Genomic DNA, 19,441 nt, shown 5'->3' on the forward strand with positions numbered 1-19,441 from the left:
CGGAGACGCACGTCGATGTTGCTACGCATTCCGAATGTCCTCAATGCCGATCAGGTGCGCTGGGTTCGCGCATCGCTCGACAACGCGGGCGACGCATGGGTCGACGGCCTGGCCACGGCGGGCTATCAGGGGGCGCCCGTCAAACAAAACCAGCAGATCGACGAGCGCTCGGCCGTGGCTCGCGAACTGGGCGACGTGATTCTCGGTGCGCTGGAGCGACACCCGCTGTTTATCAGCGCGGCATTGCCGAACAAGGTGTACGCGCCGATGTTCAACCGCTATGGCGAAGGCATGCACTTCGGCCACCACGTGGACGGGGCGATTCGTTTGCAGCCGGGCAGCGGCATGCGCATTCGCACGGATATCTCCGCCACGCTCTTTCTCACGTCTCCGGATGCGTACGACGGCGGAGAACTGGTGATCGAGGATCAGTACGGGGCGCACGAGGTGAAATTGGCGGCAGGCGACATGGTGCTGTATCCGGCGACCAGCCTGCATCGTGTGAACCCGATCACGCGTGGCACGCGGGTCGGGTGCTTCTTCTGGGTGCAGAGTCTCGTGAGGGACGACACGCAGCGCACGCTGCTCTTCGACATGGACAACGCGATCCAGCGTCTCAACGCGTCGGACGCGGACGAGACCGCGCGGCGCTCGCTCGTCGGCTGCTATCACAACCTGCTACGCCTGTGGAGCGAGACCTGAGCACCGGCGCGCGCCGGGCCATCGTGCCCGGCGGCGCTGGACTCGCACCGATGTGACTTACTGCGCTTGACCGGCCGGCGGTTGCGGGGCCGGGGCGTTCTTGTGCATCGGACCGCGATGTTGCCTTGCCTTGTCGTGCCAGGCCTTCATCTTGGCCCAGCGCGCCTTGATCGTAGTGCTCACGAGCGTCTTCTGGTCGTTGTTCAGACCGTTGTACACGTTCAACCAGGCATCCTCCGTCTGGCTGCGAAGCTGACGGTTCTCGTCGAACGCCTTCTCGCGGGCGGCGCGCATGCCGGCCAGGTCGAGGATCGTCTGATCCTTCGTCTGCGCCATCATCTGCCGGAACTGTTCGCCATTCTTGCGCATGGCGTCGTGATTCTGCTTCGACGTGGTCACGGCCTGCTGCCACGCTTGTTCCTGCTGCGCGTTGAGTTTCAATTGATCGTGCAGCTTGTGCATGTCGCCGAGCCCCCACGGGCCGCGCTCGCCGCGCATGTGGTACGCGGCGGCATGGGGTGCCGTGGCCGGTGCCGCCGCATCGGCGGCATTGGCGGTATGAGCGACGCCGAGCATCGAGGTGGCGACGAGGATGGCCGACGCGGCGGCGATCTTCAGTTTGCGCATGGTGTTGACTCCCTGTGGATACTGCCGGAATTGGCAGTTTCAGAGTAAGTCATCGCCGCAGCGAACACGTTGCAAAGTGCAACCGGTGTATTACCTGACGTTACCAGCGCCGGGATTCGCAATATTCCGAAACGACTCGGCCCGCCCTTGCCGGGTGTCGACAAGGGCGGGCCGTTCATGAACTGCGCGCGACAGTTCGCGCAAAAGAGTGCGACTGGCGCGCTTCGTCCGTCGATCAGTCCCAGGCGCCGCGACCGCCCGACACGCTGTAGCGGCCCGCGCCGAAGAGCATCAGGCAAACGCCCATGAACAAGTAGAAGGCTTGCAGTTCGAGCGACCAGCCGCCGGTCTTCGCGAGATCGCCCAGTTGGTTCAGGTGCACCAGCGCGAACGCGACCACCATGTTGCCCACGACGAGCAGGCCGCCCAGGCGGGTGAGAACGCCGAGAATCAGCAGGACCGGGGCGAGCAGTTCGCCGAGATAGACGCCGTAGGCGAGAAAGCTCGGCAGGCCGTGCGACGTGATCATGCCCTCGATGAAGCCGATCCCGTTGATGACCTTGCTGACGCCGTGAAACAGCAGCAGGATGCCGAGGGTAAGGCGCAAGATCAGTTTGCCGAGATCGTCTCTGGTGCTCTGCATGGGGAAGGCTCCTTCTTGACTCGCGAATTCGCGTAAGGGGGCTGACAGGTACGGAGTAGCACGCTCGCTCGCGCCGCGTGCCGGCCAAATGGGCACCACTGTATCAAATCGTTACGGTGCTGTCTGCGGGTGTCCTATCGATTTCAGGGACATAGCGCGAATCGCGACAGGCGCGCCGATTACACGTGGTTACTTTTCGGACTGCCCGGTTACACGCCGGCTGTCGGCGCGGCGCTCGCCTGCGCCGTTAAACCGCATAAGGACACGGTCATTCGCTGGCAATCCCGCCAACGGCCCGGATCCCCGCCGGTTTCCTGAAGACGCATCACCGCATGCGCGTTCAGGCCAATTCAAAGCAGTGCAAAGCCAATAAGGATTCCATTATGAACGTCCGCAAAACCGTGATTCTGAGCGCCGCGACCCTTGCCTTGGGCGGTGTGTTCGCCTCGCAGGCGTTTGCCCAGACGCCCACGACCGAGACGTCGCGCGACGTCAAGCAACAGCAGCGCATCGACAATGGCCTCAAGAGCGGTCAGTTGACGACGAAGGAAGCGTCGCGTCTCGAGAAGGGCGAGGCGAAGATCGACCGGATGCAGGCGCACGCCGATCACACCGGCGATACGGCGGCCGAGAAGGCCCGCATTGCCCGCGACCAGAACAAGGAGAGCGCCAAGATCGAGCAGCTCAAGCACAACGACCGGGCGGCGAATCCCGGATCGGCGTCGTCGGAGCGCATGCAGGCCGACGTGCAACGCAACGTCAATCAGGAGAAGCGCATCGCGCAAGGACAAGCCGCCGGTACGTTGACCAACCAGCAGGCCGGTAGCCTCGAGCGCGGGCAGGCGCATGTCGACGCCGCCGAAGCGCATGCCGGCAAGAACGGTCACGTGAGCGCGGGCGAGCAGGCCGGCGTGCAGCACCGCGAAAATCATCAGAGCCGCCGGATTCGTCACGACAAGACGAACGGATGAGGGGTCGCTGAGGGGTATTCGCGTGCATGACCCGTGCATGACCGAGGCGCATGACCCTGGCGGATGACACAAGCGCTACCCCTGGCGGGGTGGCGCTTGTGTTTTGGGGCTATCATCGGCGTCTCAACGAAACCGGAGGACGCTCAGGATGGAGCTGGTGCAAGCGCAGAAGATGCTCGACGGACTCGTGTCGCCGTGGGTGCGGCAATTGAATCTGCGGATCGAAGCGACCGGTCCGGAGCAAAGCGAGCTCAGATTGCCGTTCGATGCCGCATTCAAGCATGGCGGTGGCGTGATCTGCGGGCAGGTGTTCATGGCCGTGGCCGACACGGCGATGGTGGTGGCACTCTCAGCCGCGCTCGGCGGCTTCCAGCCGATGACAACCGTTACACTCAACACGCAGTTCATGCGCCCGGTGACCGATGGCGATCTGCGCGTGATCGCGCGAATTCTGCGTCGAGGCAAGAACCTGGTGTTCGGCGAAATCGAAATTCTCGACGCGTCGGGCAAGATGGCCGTGCACGCGACGACGACTTACGCGCTGCTGTGAGCACACGGGCGCGAGGCGGTCGACGTGGCTCGCGCGATAGTACCGAGGAGGGCAAGTGTTCGATCAGATCGTATTCGCCGGGGGCGGCAACCGTTGCTGGTGGCAGGCGGGATTCTGGGAGCGCGTGACGCGCGACATGCCGCTGCGCCCGCGTATCATCACCGGCATTTCTGCCGGCGCGGCCACGGCGTGCATGCTGCACATGCGCTCGTCGGACTGGGTGATGGATTACTACCGGCAGGCGCTCGCGAGCAATCGCAAGAATGCCTATTGGGGCAATCTGGTGCGCCGTGAGCGGGTGTTTCCGCATTACCGCATCTATCGTCAAGCGCTGCTCGCGATCTATGACGGCCAGCTCGACAAACTTGCCGCGGCGCCGGAGATTCGCGTGGGCGTGTCGCACATCCCGCGCTGGCTGGGGCCACGCATGGCGACGGCGGCCGGGCTAGTGGCTTACAACATTGACAAGCACGTGCGCCGCACGTTGCATCCAACGCTCGCGAGGCAGCTCGGCTTTACCCCCGAATTCGTGCGCGCGCAGGACTGCCGGACGACAGCGGACCTGGCCGACCTGATGCTGCAATCTTCATGCACGCCGCCGTTCACGCCGATTCTGCGGCGCGACGGTCGCCCTGTGCTCGACGGGGGCATGGTCGACAACGTACCGGTCGATGCGCTCGACGTCACGCCGGGGCGTGTGCTGGTGCTGGTGACGCGGCGCTATCCGCGTCCGCAGATCTTCACGCAACATCATGCCGGGCAGGACCGCTTGTACGTGCAGCCGTCCGTGCCCGTGCCGATTTCGAGTTGGGATTACACGCGTCCCGAGATGATGGGCCCGGCCTTCGCGCTCGGTCGCCAGGACGGCGAGACTTTCCTGCGACATCGGGACACGATGGCGTAGGCGCCTCGTCGGCGCTGCAAATATCAGCGCCCGAAACCGAGCAGCGCGGCCGGGTTGGCGACGTGCGAGCGGTCGCCGTTCAGGAAATCGACGATATTCTGGAAGGCCACGCGGAAATACAGCTCGTAACTTTCTCGCTCGACGTAGCCGATGTGCGGCGTGCACACGCAATTCTCCAGTCGCAGCAGGGGGTTGCCCTGCAGAATCGGCTCGCTCTCGAAGACGTCGATGGCGGCCATGCCGGGGCGGCCCCGATTGAGCGCCGTGATCAATGCGTTCTCTTCGACCAGTTCCGCACGGCTCGTATTCACGAACAGTGCCGTGGGCTTCATGTGCAGCAGGTCGTCGAGTTTGACGAGGTGACGCGTCTCGTCGCTCAGGCGCAGGTGCAACGACAGCACGTCGCTTTGCGTGAAGAGTTCTTCCTTGCTGTTCGCCACGCGCAAGCCGTCGGCGGCGGCGGCTTCTCGCGATCCTTCGCGGCCCCAGACCATCACTTCCATGCCGAACGCGCGGCCGTAGCCCGCCACGAGTCGGCCGATCTTGCCGTAGCCCCAGAGGCCGAGGGTCTGACCGCGCAGCACCTGGCCCAGCCCGAAATTCGCCGGCATGCTCGACGATTTCAGACCGGACTGCTGCCACGCACCGTGCTTGAGGCTGGAGACATATTGAGGAATCCGGCGCTGCGCGGCCATGATCAGTGCCCAGGTGAGTTCGGCCGGCGCGGTCGGCGAGCCGATGCCCTCGAGCACGGCCACGCCGCGGGCGGTGCAGGCGTCGATGTCGATGTGCGCACCGGCACGCCCGGTCTGGCTGATGATGCGCAGACGCGGCAGTTTGTCGATGAGCTGGGCGGTGATGGCGGTGCGCTCGCGAACCAGAACGAGCACTTCCGCTTCGCCGACGCGGGCGGCGAGTTGCCCGACGCCCTTGACCGTGTTGTTGAAGACCTTGACGTCGTGACCAGCCAGCAGGGAGAAGCAGTCGAGCTTGCGAACGGCGTCCTGATAGTCGTCGAGAATGGCAATTTTCATGGCAAAACGTAATCGGATCGGCGCAGGACGGCGAGCGCTCTGCGCGGGCGGAACATGGGTCTGAGGCCGCCGCGACCGGCGGACGAACGGGTCGACCACAGGGACCGCGTCTGTCGGGGCCACCCAGTGCCGGCCTTGTTGCGACGCAGCACCGGCGCGATTTGCGCGGTGGTATGCTGACGCCTCGTTTTGCATAGTATGGCAGGTGTCCTGGCAACCATGGCGAAACCGCCTCAACACGATGGCAAAAAATCGAACCCACCCCGCAAAAGCAAGTCGGACCCGGTGAGCGAGACGCCTGATGCGCACGTATCGGTGCGCGTGTTGCCCCCTGCTGCCCCGCGTGTGGACTTGCGTGCGACGCAAGCCACACAACACGCTCCGTACTTCGTGCGGCCCATGCCTGCGTGCGCGTTGAGGTTTTGCGCACACGGCGATCGCCGGGGCTATCCTGCCCTTCCGGTATCCCCAATCGGAAGGGTCGCCCGGCCATCCAAGGTGCCTGCACGACGGACGCCCGGCGTCCGCCTCGATTTCCCGACTCTGCATGGAGACAACCCCCATGACGCAAGCCAGTGTGAGCGCAAGCGCGCTCAACGCCTCCTCCTCGTCCAATGTCGCAACCCGTGATCTGCCCGCCTGGGTGCGTCATCGCAAGCTGATCGACTGGGTGTCGCACATCGCGGCGATTACCCAGCCCGAACGTGTCGTCTGGTGCGACGGCTCACAGGAGGAATACGACCGTCTGTGCGAGCAGATGGTGGCTGCCGGCACGATGAAGCGGCTCAACCCGGCCAAGCGCCCGAACTCGTTCCTCGCGCTCTCCGATCCGTCGGACGTCGCGCGGGTGGAAGACCGCACGTTCATCTGCAGCGAAACGCGCGAAGACGCCGGCCCGACCAATCACTGGATCGATCCGCGTGAAATGCGAACGACGCTCGACGGCCTGTTCCAGGGCTGCATGCGCGGTCGCACGATGTATGTCGTACCGTTCTCTATGGGTCCGCTCGGCTCGCCGATCGCCCATATCGGCGTGGAATTGTCCGACACACCGTACGTGGCCGTGAACATGCGCATCATGACGCGCATGGGCCGTGCCGTGTATGACGTTCTGGGCGCCGACGGCGAGTTCGTGCCGTGCGTTCACACGGTGGGCAAGCCGCTCGCCGCCGGTGAGCAGGACGTGGCATGGCCGTGCAACAACACGAAGTACATCGTGCATTTTCCGGAAACCCGCGAAATCTGGAGCTATGGTTCAGGCTACGGCGGCAATGCGCTGCTGGGCAAGAAGTGTTTCGCGCTGCGCATCGCCTCGAAGATGGGCCGCGACGAAGGCTGGCTCGCCGAACATATGCTGATTCTCGGCGTGACGTCGCCCGAGGGCAGGAAGTATCACGTGGCGGCGGCGTTTCCGTCGGCCTGCGGCAAGACCAACTTTGCCATGCTGATCCCGCCGAAGGGCTTCGACGGCTGGAAGGTCGAGACCATTGGCGACGACATCGCCTGGATCAAGCCGGGCCGCGATGGCCGTCTGTACGCGATCAATCCGGAAGCCGGCTTCTTCGGCGTGGCGCCGGGCACGAGCGAGAAGACCAACCCGAACGCGCTGGCGACGCTCGGCGAGAACGTCATCTTCACCAACGTGGCCCTGACCGACGATGGCGACGTGTGGTGGGAAGGCCTGACCGATACGCCGCCCGCGCATTTGATTGACTGGCAGGGCAAGGACTGGACACCGGAAAGCGCGAAGGAGACGGGCCGCAAGGCGGCGCATCCGAATTCGCGGTTCACGGCACCGGCATCGCAATGTCCGTCGATCGATGCCGACTGGGAAAACCCGGCCGGGGTGGCGATCGATGCGTTCATCTTCGGCGGCCGCCGCTCGACGACCGTGCCGCTCGTGACGGAAGCGCGCGACTGGACCGAGGGCGTGTACATGGCCGCGACCATGGGCTCGGAGACGACGGCCGCGGCGGCGGGCCAGCAGGGGGTGGTGCGCCGCGATCCGTTCGCCATGCTGCCGTTCTGCGGCTACAACATGAGCGACTACTTCCAGCACTGGCTCGATACCGGCGCGCATCTGGACAAGCTTGGCGCCGCGTTGCCGAAGATCTACTGCGTGAACTGGTTCCGCAAGGGCGCGGACGGCAAGTTCGTGTGGCCGGGCTTCGGCGAGAACATGCGCGTGTTGGCATGGATGCTCGGCCGTATCGACGGCACGGCGCAAGGGGTGGAGCATGCGTTCGGCATCACGCCGCGCTACGAGGATCTGAACTGGAACGGTCTGTCGTTCACGCCGTCGCAGTTCGACGACGTGACTTCGATGGACTCCGCCGCCTGGCACGAAGAGTTGAAGCTCCACACCGAACTGTTCGACACGTTCAATCATCGTCTGCCGCAAGCGTTGCTCGACACGAAGACCGACATCGAGCGTCGCCTGAAGTCGTGATTCGCCCGATGTTCGAATGATCGCTCGCCGAAGTTGAGAGACGCCGGCATCACGGATCAAGTCAAGGCCGCACACAACGATCCCACCGAGGGAGACTTCGGTGGGATTTTTGTTGCCTTGTGAGACTTCCGAAAGGCTTGCCAGGCAAGGATCCTGGCGGTTTTCGATAGGACTGTGGTGATAGCATTTCTCCTGTTGTTCTGTTCGGACAACGACTTTTCCATTCGGAACCCCAGGAGGCGCTGATGCACATGATGTTGATCGAAGGTATTGACGAACCGCTCATGCGATCGATACGGTCGCGTGCGGCCATGTACGGGAGAACCCCGGAGGAAGAAGTGCTGACGATTCTGGATAACGTGGCGCGGGTTCCCGGGTTTCGCTCGCTGGGGGAAGCACTGTTGGCCATGCCGAATGTTGGACTGGACAGCGATTTTGAACGTATCAATTAAGGCACTGAGCGTCCGATGTATTTACTCGATACGAACGTTATTAGCGAGTGTCGGAAATGTGGGGGCGGTGACGAAGGGGTCCAGCGCTTTATCCGTCGGACCGATCGTGATCAATCACCGCGCTTTCTTTCGGTCATCACGCTGGGGGAACTACAGCGTGGTGTGAAAGTCCTTCGGCACCGGAATGATGCGCGACAGGCGGTGTTGATCGAGACATGGCTCGAGAAGCTGAAACGCGATTACGCGCGCGAGATTTTGCCGGTGGACCAGACGATCTGTAACGTTTGGGCACGTCTGCGCGTGCCCCATTCGGAGCACCCCATCGACAAGTTGATCGCTGCCACTGCGCTGGTGCATCGGCTTGTCGTGGTCACGCGCAACGTGAAGGATTTTTCCAATACCGGAGTGGAGGTATACAACCCATTTGTGCACTGATCACGGTCGGTGTGAGCGCCGTACTGTCACCCGACCCACGCGCGCCGAGCGCTCGACAGGCGCCCTCACGCGACCTACAGTCGATTCTCCACCGCAAACTTGATCAACTCCGCCTGCCCTTCGATGCCGAGCTTGCGCTTGATGTTGAGCCGGTGCGTCTCCACGGTGCGGACCGACAAATCCATTTCCGTGGCAATTTGCTTGTTTGCCAATCCGCGCGCGATCCGCGAGAGGATTTCGCGTTCGCGAGGTGTGAGTGAATCGATGGGCGCGTGCGACGTCGAGGCCTGTACCACGCGCGCGGCAATGGCGGCGCTGTAGTACGAATCGCCGCGCGCCACGCGTTCGATGGCGGTCACGATCTCGTGGGCGGGCGCGTCCTTGAGCACATAGCCGCGCGCGCCGGCGCGCACTGCCTGACGCACATATTCGGCGTTGTCATGCATCGAGAGGATCAGCACGGCGATGTGGGGGAACTGCTCGCGAAACTGGGCGGTCAGTTCAATGCCGTTCGTGCCGCGCATGCTGATGTCCATCAGCGCCAGATCCGGCGACGATGTCTTCGCCCGCATGAGCGCTTCCTGTGCATTGCCCGCCTCACCGACGACCTGCAGGTTGGGCGAGGCATCGAAGCGTGCGCGCAGTCCATCGCGCACGAGCGGGTGATCGTCGATCAGGAGCAGTCGAATGGGATGCGCTTGCGTCATTGGCGTGAGGCTGTACGAAGCGCCGCTTTCGCGGCGGCGGGCGTGAGGGGCACCCACGCGCTGATGGTGGTAAGACCCGGCCACGACTGAATGCCGAGAACGCCGCCGACGGCATCGAGCCGCTCGCGCATATTGCGCAGGCCGATGCCATGGCTGGGATTGTGATGCACGTCGGTCACGTCGAATCCGCAGCCGTCGTCAGCAATCGACAGGTGAATGCCGCCGGGTTTGAACATCAACAGGATCGAAACGCGCGACGCGTGCGCATGGCGTTCGATGTTGGTCAGCGCTTCCTGCGCGATGCGATAGAGCATTGTTTTGATGTTGTCGTCCAGCACGGGGGCGTCGCCTTCGACTTGCATCTCGACAGGCAGATTCGCATGCGAGCCGAACTCCCGTGCGAGCTGGTCGATGGCCGCGGCCAGGCCGAGATCGTCGAGCATGGCCGGGCGCAGCGCCTGCGAAATACGTCGCACTTCCCCGAGCGTGCCGTTCAACCGCTCGATGGCCACGCCCAGCGCGGTACTGGCGGCGGCGGGCGAGCCCGGCAGACGCATCGACGCCGACTCGAGCAGCAGCTTGACCGACACCAGCAATTGACTGATGCCATCGTGCAACTCGCGCGAGATGCGCGCGCGCTCGAGTTCCTGCGATTCCACCACCTGACGTGCCAGTTGGCGCAACTTCGCATCGGCGGTCTTGAGTTCGGTGATGTTCACGACGAGCCCGCACAGGGCCACGATCGCCAGGCATGTCGAGGCGATGAGGGTGATCCAGATCAGCGTGCGATCGATGTTCGCCTGCGCGCGCTCGTCCGACGCGCGCAGCGTAGCTTCGACGTCGTCGAGATAAATCCCGGTGCCGATCATCCAGTTCCAGCGGGGCAGGGCGACGACGTAGCCGAGTTTTGGCGCCATCTGGTGCAGAGACGGCTTTTCCCACGGATATTGCACATAGCCGCCGCCGGCGCGCGCCGCCGCGATCAGGCGCTGGATCGTGGGCGCGCCCGACGCATCCTTGAGCGACCAGAGATTGTGGCCGACAAGCTCGGGTTGGCGCGGATGCATCAGGCTGCGGCCTTCGAGATCGTAGACGAAAAAGTAGCCGTCCTGGCCGAACTCCAGGCGGGCAAGGATGGCCAGGGCTGCCTCGCGGGCGGCGGGCGTGTCGGGGCCGTCGTACAGCGGCTCGATGGCCTTGCGCGCAAGGCCCACGTAATGCAGCAGCTCCGCCCGCTTGTTGGCCAGCGATGTAGTTTGCACAGCGTCGTGCTGCGCGCTCGAAAGCTCGTTGCCCTGGTGTCGCACGGCCAGCGCGATGGCGACCATCGCCAGGGCGACCGGCAACAGCGCCAGGACGAAAAATTTCTGTCGGAGATTCATGGCGTTCGGAAAGCTGCATTGCCGCGTTTCGCGGGGCTTCGCTACGTAATAGCACGTAGCGGACCTGCGTAGTTTCGCGCTTGTGGCGCGGCGGGCAAACGCCAATACTACACGCCGAATCGTGGCCGGGGCTGCCGAGTGTCACTCGTCAGCGTCTCGCCGGTGTTACGCCAGTTCGGATGTTCACACGCCGATGCGGTGCGTAGCACCTCCGGTCCTTGCTGTGCGCAGGCCCCCGAAAGAGGGGCGCGTGCAGCGAGCCACGTTCCACGGTGCCGTCATGGCGCCGGGTCAAGAGGCGGGGCAGTGCCGCAACGGCGCCGTCCCGGGTTGCTGCCTGAAGGAGGCAGTTCCGAGGAGAGACAATGAATCGCATCTGGCAACAACTGCCCTGGGCAGCCGTGGCCGTCGTCGGCGCTTGCGCGCTTGGCACGGTGGCTCTATCGCGCGGCGAAACCGTCAGCGCACTCTGGATCGTGATCGCGGCTGTCTGCGTGTATCTGATCGCTTATCGTTTCTACAGCAAGTTCATCGCCACGCGCGTCGCGCAGCTCGACGGCTCGCGCATGACGCCGGCCTGGCGCCATAACGATGGCCTGGACTACGTGCCGACCAATCGCTACGTGCTGTTCGGGCACCACTTCGCGGCCATTGCCGGCGCAGGACCGCTCGTCGGCCCGGTACTTGCCGCGCAAATGGGCTATTTGCCGGGCATGTTGTGGATTCTCGCCGGAGTGGTGTTCGCGGGCGCAGTGCAGGACTTCATGGTGCTGTTCATCTCCACGCGCCGCGACGGCCGCTCGCTGGGCGATCTCGTGAAGTCCGAACTCGGCATGATTCCCGGGGTGATCGCGCTTTTCGGCGCGTTCCTCATCATGATCATCATTCTGGCCGTGCTGGCGCTGATCGTGGTCAAGGCGCTGGCAGGTTCGCCGTGGGGCACGTTCACCGTCGGACTGACGATCCCGATCGCGCTGTTCATGGGCGTCTACACGCGCTACATCCGTCCGGGCCGCATCGGGGAAGTGTCGATCATCGGCTTTGTGATGCTGATGGCCGCGATCTTTTTCGGCCAGAACGTGCACGACAGCGCCACCTTTGCGCCGCTGTTCACGTTCGACGGCAAGCAACTCACATGGATGCTGATCGGTTACGGCTTTGTCGCGTCCGTCTTGCCTGTGTGGCTGTTGCTCGCACCGCGCGACTATCTGTCGACGTTCCTGAAGATCGGCACGATCATGGCGCTGGCCATCGGCATTCTGGTGGTCGCACCCGAGCTGAAGATGCCCGCGCTCACCCAGTTCGTCGACGGTAGCGGTCCGGTCTGGTCGGGCAAGTTGTTCCCGTTCCTCTTCATTACAATCGCGTGCGGCGCGGTGTCCGGCTTCCATGCGTTGATCTCGTCGGGCACCACGCCCAAGCTGCTCGATAACGAACTCAACGCGCGCTTCATCGGTTACGGCGGCATGCTGATGGAGTCGTTCGTGGCCATCATGGCGCTGGTCGCGGCCTCGGTGATCGATCCGGGCGTGTATTTCGCGATGAACAGCCCGGCCGCCGTGATCGGCACGACGCCCGAAGCCGTGGCGCACGTCGTCTCCGGCTGGGGTTTCGCCATCACGCCGGACGTGCTCACCGCCACCGCACACGCCGTGGGCGAGAACACGATCATCTCGCGCGCCGGTGGCGCGCCGACGCTCGCCGTCGGCATGGCGCAAATTCTGCACCGGGTGATCGGCGGCGAAGCGATGATGGCGTTCTGGTACCACTTCGCGATTCTGTTCGAAGCGTTGTTCATCCTGACGGCGGTCGATGCAGGCACGCGTGCCGGCCGCTTCATGCTGCAGGATCTGCTGGGGACATTCGTGCCGTCGCTCAAGCGCACGGATTCGTGGCCCGCGAACCTGACCGCCACCGGCCTGTGCGTGGCTGCGTGGGGCTACTTCCTGTACCAGGGCGTGGTCGATCCGCTGGGCGGCATCAATACGCTGTGGCCGCTGTTTGGTATCTCCAACCAGATGCTGGCCGCGATCGCGCTGATCCTCGCGACGTGCGTGCTCTACAAGCTCAAGCGCGAGCGCTTTGCCTGGGTGACGGTCCTGCCCACGCTGTGGCTGCTGGCCTGCACGCTCACGGCCGGGTGGCAGAAGATGTTCGACGCGAATCCGAAGGTCGGCTTCCTGGCGCACGCGGCGAATTATCAGGCGGCGCTCGCCGACGGCAAGTTGCTCGCGCCGGCCAAGTCGGTCGCGCAGATGCAGCAGATCGTGTTCAACGATTACGTCGATGCAACGCTCTCCGGCGTGTTCATGTTCGTGGTCGTGTCCGTGGCGATCTTCGGCGTACGCACCATCCTCGTGGCACGCCAGGCCAACAAGCCGACGGCCCGCGAAACGCCGTTCGAGCCGATGCCGACCGGTCGTCAGGTCTGAGACCGGGGGCGACGCCATGCTCGATGAAGTCGGTAAGGTGGGCCGGTATCTGGGGCAGGCCATGCGTCTGATGGTTGGCCTGCCCGACTACGACACCTATGTCGCGCATATGCAGGTCACGCACCCGGATCAACCGGTCATGAGCTACGAGGCGTTCTTCCGGGAACGGCAGGAAGCGCGCTACGGCGGCAAAGGCGGCGGACGATGCTGTTGAGGCGTCGTTGGCCTCAATCGCCTCGTCAGCCTCGTCAACCCAGAAAGTGAGAACGCCCGGTGAGCACTTCACCGGGCGTTTTTTCATGGGCCGACCCGCGCTGCGCTCACATCACTTTTGCGCATCGCGAGTGAGCGTTGCCGCGACGATAGCGATCGAAGACCTGGGCGACGACGCGAACCAGCAAGCGTCCGGCCGGCAAGATGCGCAGTCCGTGGGCCTCGATGGCCACGAGACCATCGGCCGCCAGTTCGGCCAACTCGCCCAACTCACTCGCAAAATAGCTGGCGAAGCGGATGTCGTAAGCCTGTTCGAGTGGCGCGAATTCCAGCGACATGTGGCACATCAGGCGCGAAATGACGTCGCGCCGGATATGGTCATCGTCATCGAGTCGCACGCCACGCGCGATGGCGAGTCCACCGGCATCGATGGCTTCGTAATACGCCTTTAGGGTCTTGGCGTTCTGTGCGTAGCTATCCCCCACCCGGCCGATGGCCGACATGCCCACCCCGACGAGGTCGCAATCGGCCCGTGTGCTGTAACCCTGGAAGTTGCGATGCAGACTGCCAGCGGCCTGCGCACGAGCGAGTTCATCGTCGGGCCGCGCGAAGTGATCCATGCCGATATAGACATAGCCCGCTGCACTCAGGCGGGCAATGATCGTCTGCAACAGCGCCAGCTTTTGCGGGCCGTCCGGCAGGGCGTCGGGCAGGCAGCGCTGCATCTTGAACTGTTGTGGCAGATGCGCGTAGCTGAAGACCGACAGGCGCTCCGGCGCCATCTCGATCACGGCGTCGAGCGTATTCGAGAACGACTCGGACGTTTGATACGGCAGGCCGTAGATCAGATCGAAGTTGACCGACCGGAAACCACAACGTCGCGCGGCGTCGAGCGTAGCTTCGACCAGCGCGCGCGGCTGCACGCGATGAATCGCGGCCTGAACACGGGGATCGAAATCCTGCACCCCGATGGACAGACGATTGAACCCGAGCGCGCGCAAGGCGCGAATCGATGCCGGGCCGGCGCTGCGCGGGTCGATTTCGATGGCGTACTCGGCGCTGTCGTCGAGCGTCATCACGAAGTGGCGGCTGATGGCCTCGACAAGGGAAGCGATCTGTTCCAACGACAGGAACGTCGGCGTGCCCCCGCCCCAATGCATCTGCGCGAGCCCGCGCCCGGCGCCGAGCAGCGACGCCTGCCGTGCGATCTCCGTATGCAGGCGCTCGACGTAGGCCTGCGCGTGAGCGCGATTGTGCGTGACGATCTTGGTGCACGCGCAATAGAAGCACACCGTGTCGCAGAACGGCACGTGGACATATAGCGAGAGCGGTTTGCCAGTGCGTTTGGACTGCGCGGCTGCACGCGCATAGTCGTCAGCGCCGAAGTTGTCACGGAATTGCAGTGCCGTCGGGTACGAGGTGTAGCGCGGCCCGTTCACGTCGTAACGGGCGAGCAGTTGTGCATCGAAGTGGATCGGGGCGGACGGGACCGCGGTGTTTCGCGGCGCGTGCCGCGTGCCGCATCGTGAATGCCCGTGGCCCTCGGACGACGCCCGCGACGCACAGCCGGGACATGGCGTACCAGCGTGCGGTTCGCTGGGGGCTGCGGCGTTGGCGCAAGGCGTCGACGAAAGGCGGAGCGGAGTCATGACGCGGCCTGTAACAGTAGGTGATAGGGGACTGTAGCGTCGCCGCGAACGCCGCGCCCTGACCTGCGTCAAACACCGGGCTCACGGCGCGAAAGTCGCGAGAAAGTGGCGAGAAGCAGGCGTGATGGCTGACGACGTTGAGTGAATTCCCGCATCTGTCGCGGACCCCGGTGCCCGGAGGCGCGAGTCGCATGGTGGTCATGCACCAAAATCGTTGCCACGTCAGGCAAGTTTCGGCTGCCTACGGTAAGCTAGCGCCTTATTGAAGTCTCCCCGCCGTGTCGAGAGCCCTGGCGGCACGCACGGCCCACCCCGGAACGATCCGGGGCGGGGGTCCGACCGGTGCCCGCAGGTACGCGCAGCGCCGGTGAACGGCCGGCCCGCCCATGCTTGTCCTTGCCAGTACGACGCGGCACATCACGATTGGAAACACTATGGATCGTCTGCAATCGATGCGCGTTTTCGTCAAAGTGGCCGACAACGGCAGCTTTGCCCGTACGGCTGCCCAGATGGACCTGTCGGCCGCCGTGGTCACGCGGCACGTCGCCGAACTGGAATCGCATCTCGGTGTTCGCCTGCTCAATCGCACCACTCGCAGTCTGTCGCTGACCGGTGCCGGGCAGGTGTATCTCGAACGCTGCCGGCAGATCATCGACGAAGTCGACGAGGCCGACGCCCTCATTTCCAGCGCCTCACGCGATCCGAAAGGCACCTTGAAGGTTGTTGCACCGGTGTCGTTCGGTCTGCGCAACCTCGCGCCGCTCGTCAAGAAGTACCAGGAGTTGCACCCGAAGGTCGTGGTCGATCTCGCGCTGACCGACCGTGCGGTCGATCTGGTGGAAGAGGGCTACGATTGCGGCATTCTGCTCACGCGCATGATCAACAGCGAAAGCCTGATTTCACGTGTGCTCGCCGAGACGCGCGTGATGTTGTGTGCTTCGCCGGCGTATATCGCCGAGCACGGCGAACCGGTCACACCGCAAGAACTGGGCGAGCACGGTGTGCTCGGTCTGCCGAATGACATCTGGAGCGAAGACCGCGTGTTTTCTGGCCCGGACGGCGAGGTGCGCGTGCGTGTGCAGAACAAGTTCATCTGCAACAACACGGCGCTGCTGCGTCAATCGGTGCTGCTGGGGCACGGCATTGCGTTCCTGCCGTCATACCTCGTGGGGCACGATGTGCGCGACGGCGATCTCGTCGCGCTGATGCGCAACTACTCACAAACGCCGGTCGATGTCTCGCTCGTCTATCCCAGCCGGAAGTATCTGTCGGCCAAGACGCGCGGCTTTATCGATCTCACCGTCGAGTATTTCCGCCAGAACGAAGGCATTTCGGCAGCCGAACGCTGGGTGCCCCCCAAGATTCCGTCGCCGAGCGCGCCCACCACGGGCATTTCGGTGTGACGTAGTGCCCATCGCGAGATGAAAAAACGGCCACTCCCGCAAGGAAGTGGCCGTTTTCATTGCCCGGTGACAACCGGGCGATGCCGTACTCGATTCGCCTAGAACGGCGGATCGTCGTCCTCGACGGCAGCGTTGTCCGACGCGCCGGACGTGGCTTCCTTCTTGGCCGGCTTGGCTTTGGCCGTCGTTTTCCGGGCCGCTGTCTTCTTGGCCGGTGCCTTCGCCGCCGCGGTCTTCGTTGCCGTCTTGCGCGCCGGGGCGGCTTTGCCGTCAGCCTCGGCGTCGCCTGCCTTCGCAGCCGTCTTCTTCGGTGCCTTCGCTTCGAATTCGAAGCCGATGGTGCCGTCCTTCTGCTTCGCCAGATACGCTTTGAAAGTACGACCGGTGCGCGACGATTTGAAGCTCGTCAGCAGATCTGTCTTGCCTTCGGTGAGCAGCTTGTGAATCTGCTCGCGCGTGATTTCCTGCTGGAGAATCACCTTGCCCGACGTGAAGTCGCAAGTCTTGGGGCTGGCGACGGCGTTCTCGCAGACATAACGCATGCCGTGCTCAAACACGTTTGCGCCGCACTTCGGACACTTGCCGACCGGCTCCTGTCCCGTGAAGTCGGGGGCCTCGCCGTCTTCGTCGCCGTTGTCCTGGCCGAAGTCGAACTCGAGCTTGTAACCCATCTCGTCGTCGGGCGAGAGCTTCAGAATGGCCGAGAACGGACGGCCCATCTTGCTGCGGAATCCCGACAGCGGTCCGATCGTCTTGTTCTTGAGCAGGTCTTCGACTTCCGGGATTTCGAACTGACGCCCGCCTGGAATCTTCGAGATCGAGAAGCTGCAGCTCGTGCATGCGAAGCGCCGGTAGTTCTCTTTGACCACGCTGCCGCAATGCGGGCACGGCGTGGTGAGCGTGGCGTAGTCGCCCGGGATCGTGTCCGAGTCGTATTCCTTCGCGCGCTTGACGATGGTCTGCGTCATTTGCGCGATCTCGTGCATGAACTCGTCACGCTTGAGGCCACCGCGCTCGATTTGCGAGAGCTTGGCTTCCCATTCGCCCGTGAGTTCGGGCAGCGTGAGTTCGTCCACGCCGAGCCCACGCAATAGTGTCATCAACTGGAAGGCCTTGGCTGTCGGATGCAACTCCCGGCCTTCGCGCACGAGATACTTTTCCGTCAGCAACCCTTCAATGATCGCCGCCCGCGTGGCCGGGGTCCCCAGACCCTTGCCCGCCATCGCCTCGCGCCACTCGCCCTCTTCAACGAGCTTGCCCGCGCCTTCCATGGCCGAGAGCAGCGTCGCTTCGCTGTATCGTGCCGGAGGCTTGGTTTGCAGGCCAACCGATTCGACCTTGTCGACGCCAACCTTCTCGTCCTTCGCGACCGGCACGAGGTTCGGCTGCTCTTCCTTACCCTCTTTCCCGTCGCCCTGCGCTTCCTTGCCGTAAATGGCCAGCCAGCCGGCGTTGACGAGCACCTTGCCTTCGGTCTTGAAGTGATGGCCCACCACTTCCGTGATCCGGGTCGTCACCTGATACTCGGCCGCCGGGAAGAACACCGCCAGGAAGCGCTTGACGACGAGGTCGTACAGCTTTTGCTCCGGCTCGGAGAGGTTCTTCGGCGCCTGCAGCGTCGGGATGATGGCGAAGTGATCGCTGATCTTGCTGTTGTCGAAGATCCGCTTGTTCGGCTTGACCCAGTCCTTGCTCAGGACCTGGTTGGCGAACTGGTGGTAGTTGTTGCTCTCCTTGAGCACGGCCATCGTTTCCTTGACGGTGGCCAGGTAGTCTTCCGGCAGCGCGCGCGCGTCGGTCCGCGGGTACGTCAGCACCTTGTGCTTTTCGTACAGCGCCTGCGCCAGGCCCAGCGTGTTCTTCGCAGAGAAACCGAAGCGGCCGTTGGCCTCGCGCTGCAGGCTCGTCAGGTCGAACAGCAGCGGTGAGAGTTGCGTCGACGGCTTCGATTCTTCAGTGACCGTGCCGTGCTTGCCGCGCACCGCCGCCACGACCGATTCGGCGGCCGCAACGCTCCACAGGCGCGAATCGCGCTGCTCCGGATCGAATTCGTTGCGCTTGAAGTTCGGATCGAACCAGCGGCCTTCATAGAAGCCCGAGGCGGCAACGAAATCGGCGCGCACTTCCCAATAGTCGCGCGACACGAACTTGCGAATCTTCTCTTCGCGCTCGACCACGATCGACAGCGTCGGCGTCTGCACGCGACCGACGGTCGTCAGGAAGAATCCGCCCCCCTTGCTGTTGAAGGCGGTCATGGCACGCGTGCCATTGATGCCCACGAGCCAGTCGGCTTCGGCGCGGCTGCGCGCGGCGTCGGCCAGCGGCAGCATGTCGTCGTCGCTGCGCAGGCGGCTGAAGCCGTCGCGAATCGACTGCGGCGTCATCGATTGCAGCCACAGACGCCTGACCGGCTGCTTCGCCTTCGCGTGTTGCGCAATCAGGCGAAAAATCAGTTCCCCTTCGCGTCCCGCGTCACAGGCGTTGATCAGGACGTCCACGTCCTTGCGCTTGATGAGCCGTGTGAGCACCTTCAGACGCGACTCGCTCTTGGCGATCGGCTTGAGGTCGAAATGCGGAGGAATCACGGGAAGGTTGGCGAAACTCCACTTGCCGCGTTTGACTTCATAGTCTTCCGGCGCGCCGATTTCGACGAGGTGGCCAACCGCCGACGAGACGACGTAGTCGTCGTTCTCGAAGTACTCGTCATGCTTGGTAAAGCCGCCCAACGCCCGCGCGATGTCATTCGCGACGGACGGTTTCTCGGCAATGATCAGAGCTTTTGACATGACGTTAGGTAATGGTGAGGGGGTGTCGCCAAGCGACATTCGTTGGCTTTATAACATATAGCCAGTCCGGCGTTGCCGTCGGATCGGGCACAAGGCATGCCT

At 63.7% G+C, this 19,441-nt stretch carries 17 protein-coding genes; 10 read left to right on the forward strand and 7 right to left on the reverse strand.

Going from position 1 to position 19,441, the window contains the following annotated elements:
* Positions 1-15: 15 nt before the first annotated feature.
* Positions 16-702 carry a Fe2+-dependent dioxygenase gene (locus PCE31107_RS01220; RefSeq protein ID WP_130024500.1) on the forward strand — a complete coding sequence of 229 codons (687 nt, stop codon included), beginning with the start codon at positions 16-18 and terminating at the stop codon, positions 700-702.
* Between the two features lie 57 nt (positions 703-759).
* On the opposite strand, the gene PCE31107_RS01225 is transcribed toward PCE31107_RS01220, so the two are convergent.
* Positions 760-1,329: a Spy/CpxP family protein refolding chaperone gene (locus tag PCE31107_RS01225; RefSeq protein WP_150606001.1), complete on the reverse strand. Its 570-nt coding sequence runs from the start codon at positions 1,327-1,329 to the stop codon at positions 760-762.
* Between the two features lie 235 nt (positions 1,330-1,564).
* Positions 1,565-1,972 (reverse strand): DoxX family protein, encoded by a 408-nt coding sequence (locus PCE31107_RS01230; protein ID WP_130024502.1) that lies wholly within the window; start codon positions 1,970-1,972, stop codon positions 1,565-1,567.
* Between the two features lie 383 nt (positions 1,973-2,355).
* On the opposite strand from PCE31107_RS01230, the gene PCE31107_RS01235 reads away from it, so the two are divergent.
* The 3 genes from PCE31107_RS01235 (at position 2,356) to PCE31107_RS01245 (ending at position 4,397) form a co-directional block, all read left to right on the forward strand.
* Positions 2,356-2,943 carry a hypothetical protein gene (locus PCE31107_RS01235; RefSeq protein ID WP_246181677.1) on the forward strand — a complete coding sequence of 196 codons (588 nt, stop codon included), beginning with the start codon at positions 2,356-2,358 and terminating at the stop codon, positions 2,941-2,943.
* A 148-nt stretch (positions 2,944-3,091) separates the two neighbouring features.
* Positions 3,092-3,493, forward strand: coding sequence for a PaaI family thioesterase (locus PCE31107_RS01240; RefSeq protein WP_130024504.1), 402 nt, complete (start codon positions 3,092-3,094; stop codon positions 3,491-3,493).
* Between the two features lie 55 nt (positions 3,494-3,548).
* A complete protein-coding gene (locus PCE31107_RS01245; RefSeq protein ID WP_130024505.1) occupies positions 3,549-4,397 on the forward strand; it encodes a patatin-like phospholipase family protein in 849 nt (282 codons plus the stop codon).
* A 23-nt stretch (positions 4,398-4,420) separates the two neighbouring features.
* On the opposite strand, the gene PCE31107_RS01250 is transcribed toward PCE31107_RS01245, so the two are convergent.
* Positions 4,421-5,431, reverse strand: a complete 1,011-nt coding sequence (locus tag PCE31107_RS01250) for a D-2-hydroxyacid dehydrogenase family protein (RefSeq protein ID WP_150606005.1) — start codon at positions 5,429-5,431, stop codon at positions 4,421-4,423.
* Positions 5,432-5,993: 562 nt separating this feature from the next.
* Between PCE31107_RS01250 and PCE31107_RS01255 the strand changes: the two genes are divergently transcribed.
* From PCE31107_RS01255 to PCE31107_RS01265, 3 genes are all read left to right on the forward strand, one after another.
* On the forward strand, positions 5,994-7,880 hold the full coding sequence (locus PCE31107_RS01255; protein ID WP_246181678.1) for a phosphoenolpyruvate carboxykinase (GTP): 1,887 nt from the start codon (positions 5,994-5,996) through the stop codon (positions 7,878-7,880).
* A gap of 251 nt (positions 7,881-8,131) precedes the next feature.
* Positions 8,132-8,332, forward strand: a complete 201-nt coding sequence (locus PCE31107_RS01260) for a DNA-binding protein (protein WP_130024507.1) — start codon at positions 8,132-8,134, stop codon at positions 8,330-8,332.
* Positions 8,333-8,347: 15 nt separating this feature from the next.
* Positions 8,348-8,767 carry a type II toxin-antitoxin system VapC family toxin gene (locus PCE31107_RS01265; protein WP_130024508.1) on the forward strand — a complete coding sequence of 140 codons (420 nt, stop codon included), beginning with the start codon at positions 8,348-8,350 and terminating at the stop codon, positions 8,765-8,767.
* 74 nt (positions 8,768-8,841) lie between these two features.
* On the opposite strand, the gene PCE31107_RS01270 is transcribed toward PCE31107_RS01265, so the two are convergent.
* Positions 8,842-9,474, reverse strand: a complete 633-nt coding sequence (locus PCE31107_RS01270) for a response regulator transcription factor (protein WP_130024509.1) — start codon at positions 9,472-9,474, stop codon at positions 8,842-8,844.
* Positions 9,471-10,856, reverse strand: a complete 1,386-nt coding sequence (locus PCE31107_RS01275; protein ID WP_150606007.1) for a cache domain-containing protein — start codon at positions 10,854-10,856, stop codon at positions 9,471-9,473. Before PCE31107_RS01275 ends, PCE31107_RS01270 begins: the two co-directional genes overlap by 4 nt.
* Before the next feature lie 365 nt (positions 10,857-11,221).
* Between PCE31107_RS01275 and PCE31107_RS01280 the strand changes: the two genes are divergently transcribed.
* Both PCE31107_RS01280 and PCE31107_RS01285 read left to right on the forward strand, forming a co-directional pair.
* Entirely contained in the window at positions 11,222-13,288 is a 2,067-nt protein-coding gene (locus PCE31107_RS01280) for a carbon starvation CstA family protein (RefSeq protein WP_150606009.1), read from the forward strand.
* Positions 13,289-13,304: 16 nt separating this feature from the next.
* Complete coding sequence (locus PCE31107_RS01285) at positions 13,305-13,502, forward strand: YbdD/YjiX family protein (RefSeq protein ID WP_130024512.1); 198 nt, start codon at positions 13,305-13,307, stop codon at positions 13,500-13,502.
* 106 nt (positions 13,503-13,608) lie between these two features.
* On the opposite strand, the gene hemN is transcribed toward PCE31107_RS01285, so the two are convergent.
* Complete coding sequence (gene hemN / locus PCE31107_RS01290; RefSeq protein WP_150606840.1) at positions 13,609-14,976, reverse strand: oxygen-independent coproporphyrinogen III oxidase; 1,368 nt, start codon at positions 14,974-14,976, stop codon at positions 13,609-13,611.
* Positions 14,977-15,584: 608 nt separating this feature from the next.
* Between hemN and PCE31107_RS01295 the strand changes: the two genes are divergently transcribed.
* A complete protein-coding gene (locus PCE31107_RS01295; protein WP_017233789.1) occupies positions 15,585-16,553 on the forward strand; it encodes a LysR family transcriptional regulator in 969 nt (322 codons plus the stop codon).
* A 98-nt stretch (positions 16,554-16,651) separates the two neighbouring features.
* On the opposite strand, the gene PCE31107_RS01300 is transcribed toward PCE31107_RS01295, so the two are convergent.
* Positions 16,652-19,339, reverse strand: coding sequence for a DNA topoisomerase III (locus PCE31107_RS01300; protein ID WP_150606013.1), 2,688 nt, complete (start codon positions 19,337-19,339; stop codon positions 16,652-16,654).
* Positions 19,340-19,441 lie beyond the last annotated feature (102 nt).

The organism is Pandoraea cepalis (genome assembly GCF_902459625.1).
Taxonomy (GTDB): Bacteria; Pseudomonadota; Gammaproteobacteria; order Burkholderiales; family Burkholderiaceae; genus Pandoraea; species Pandoraea cepalis.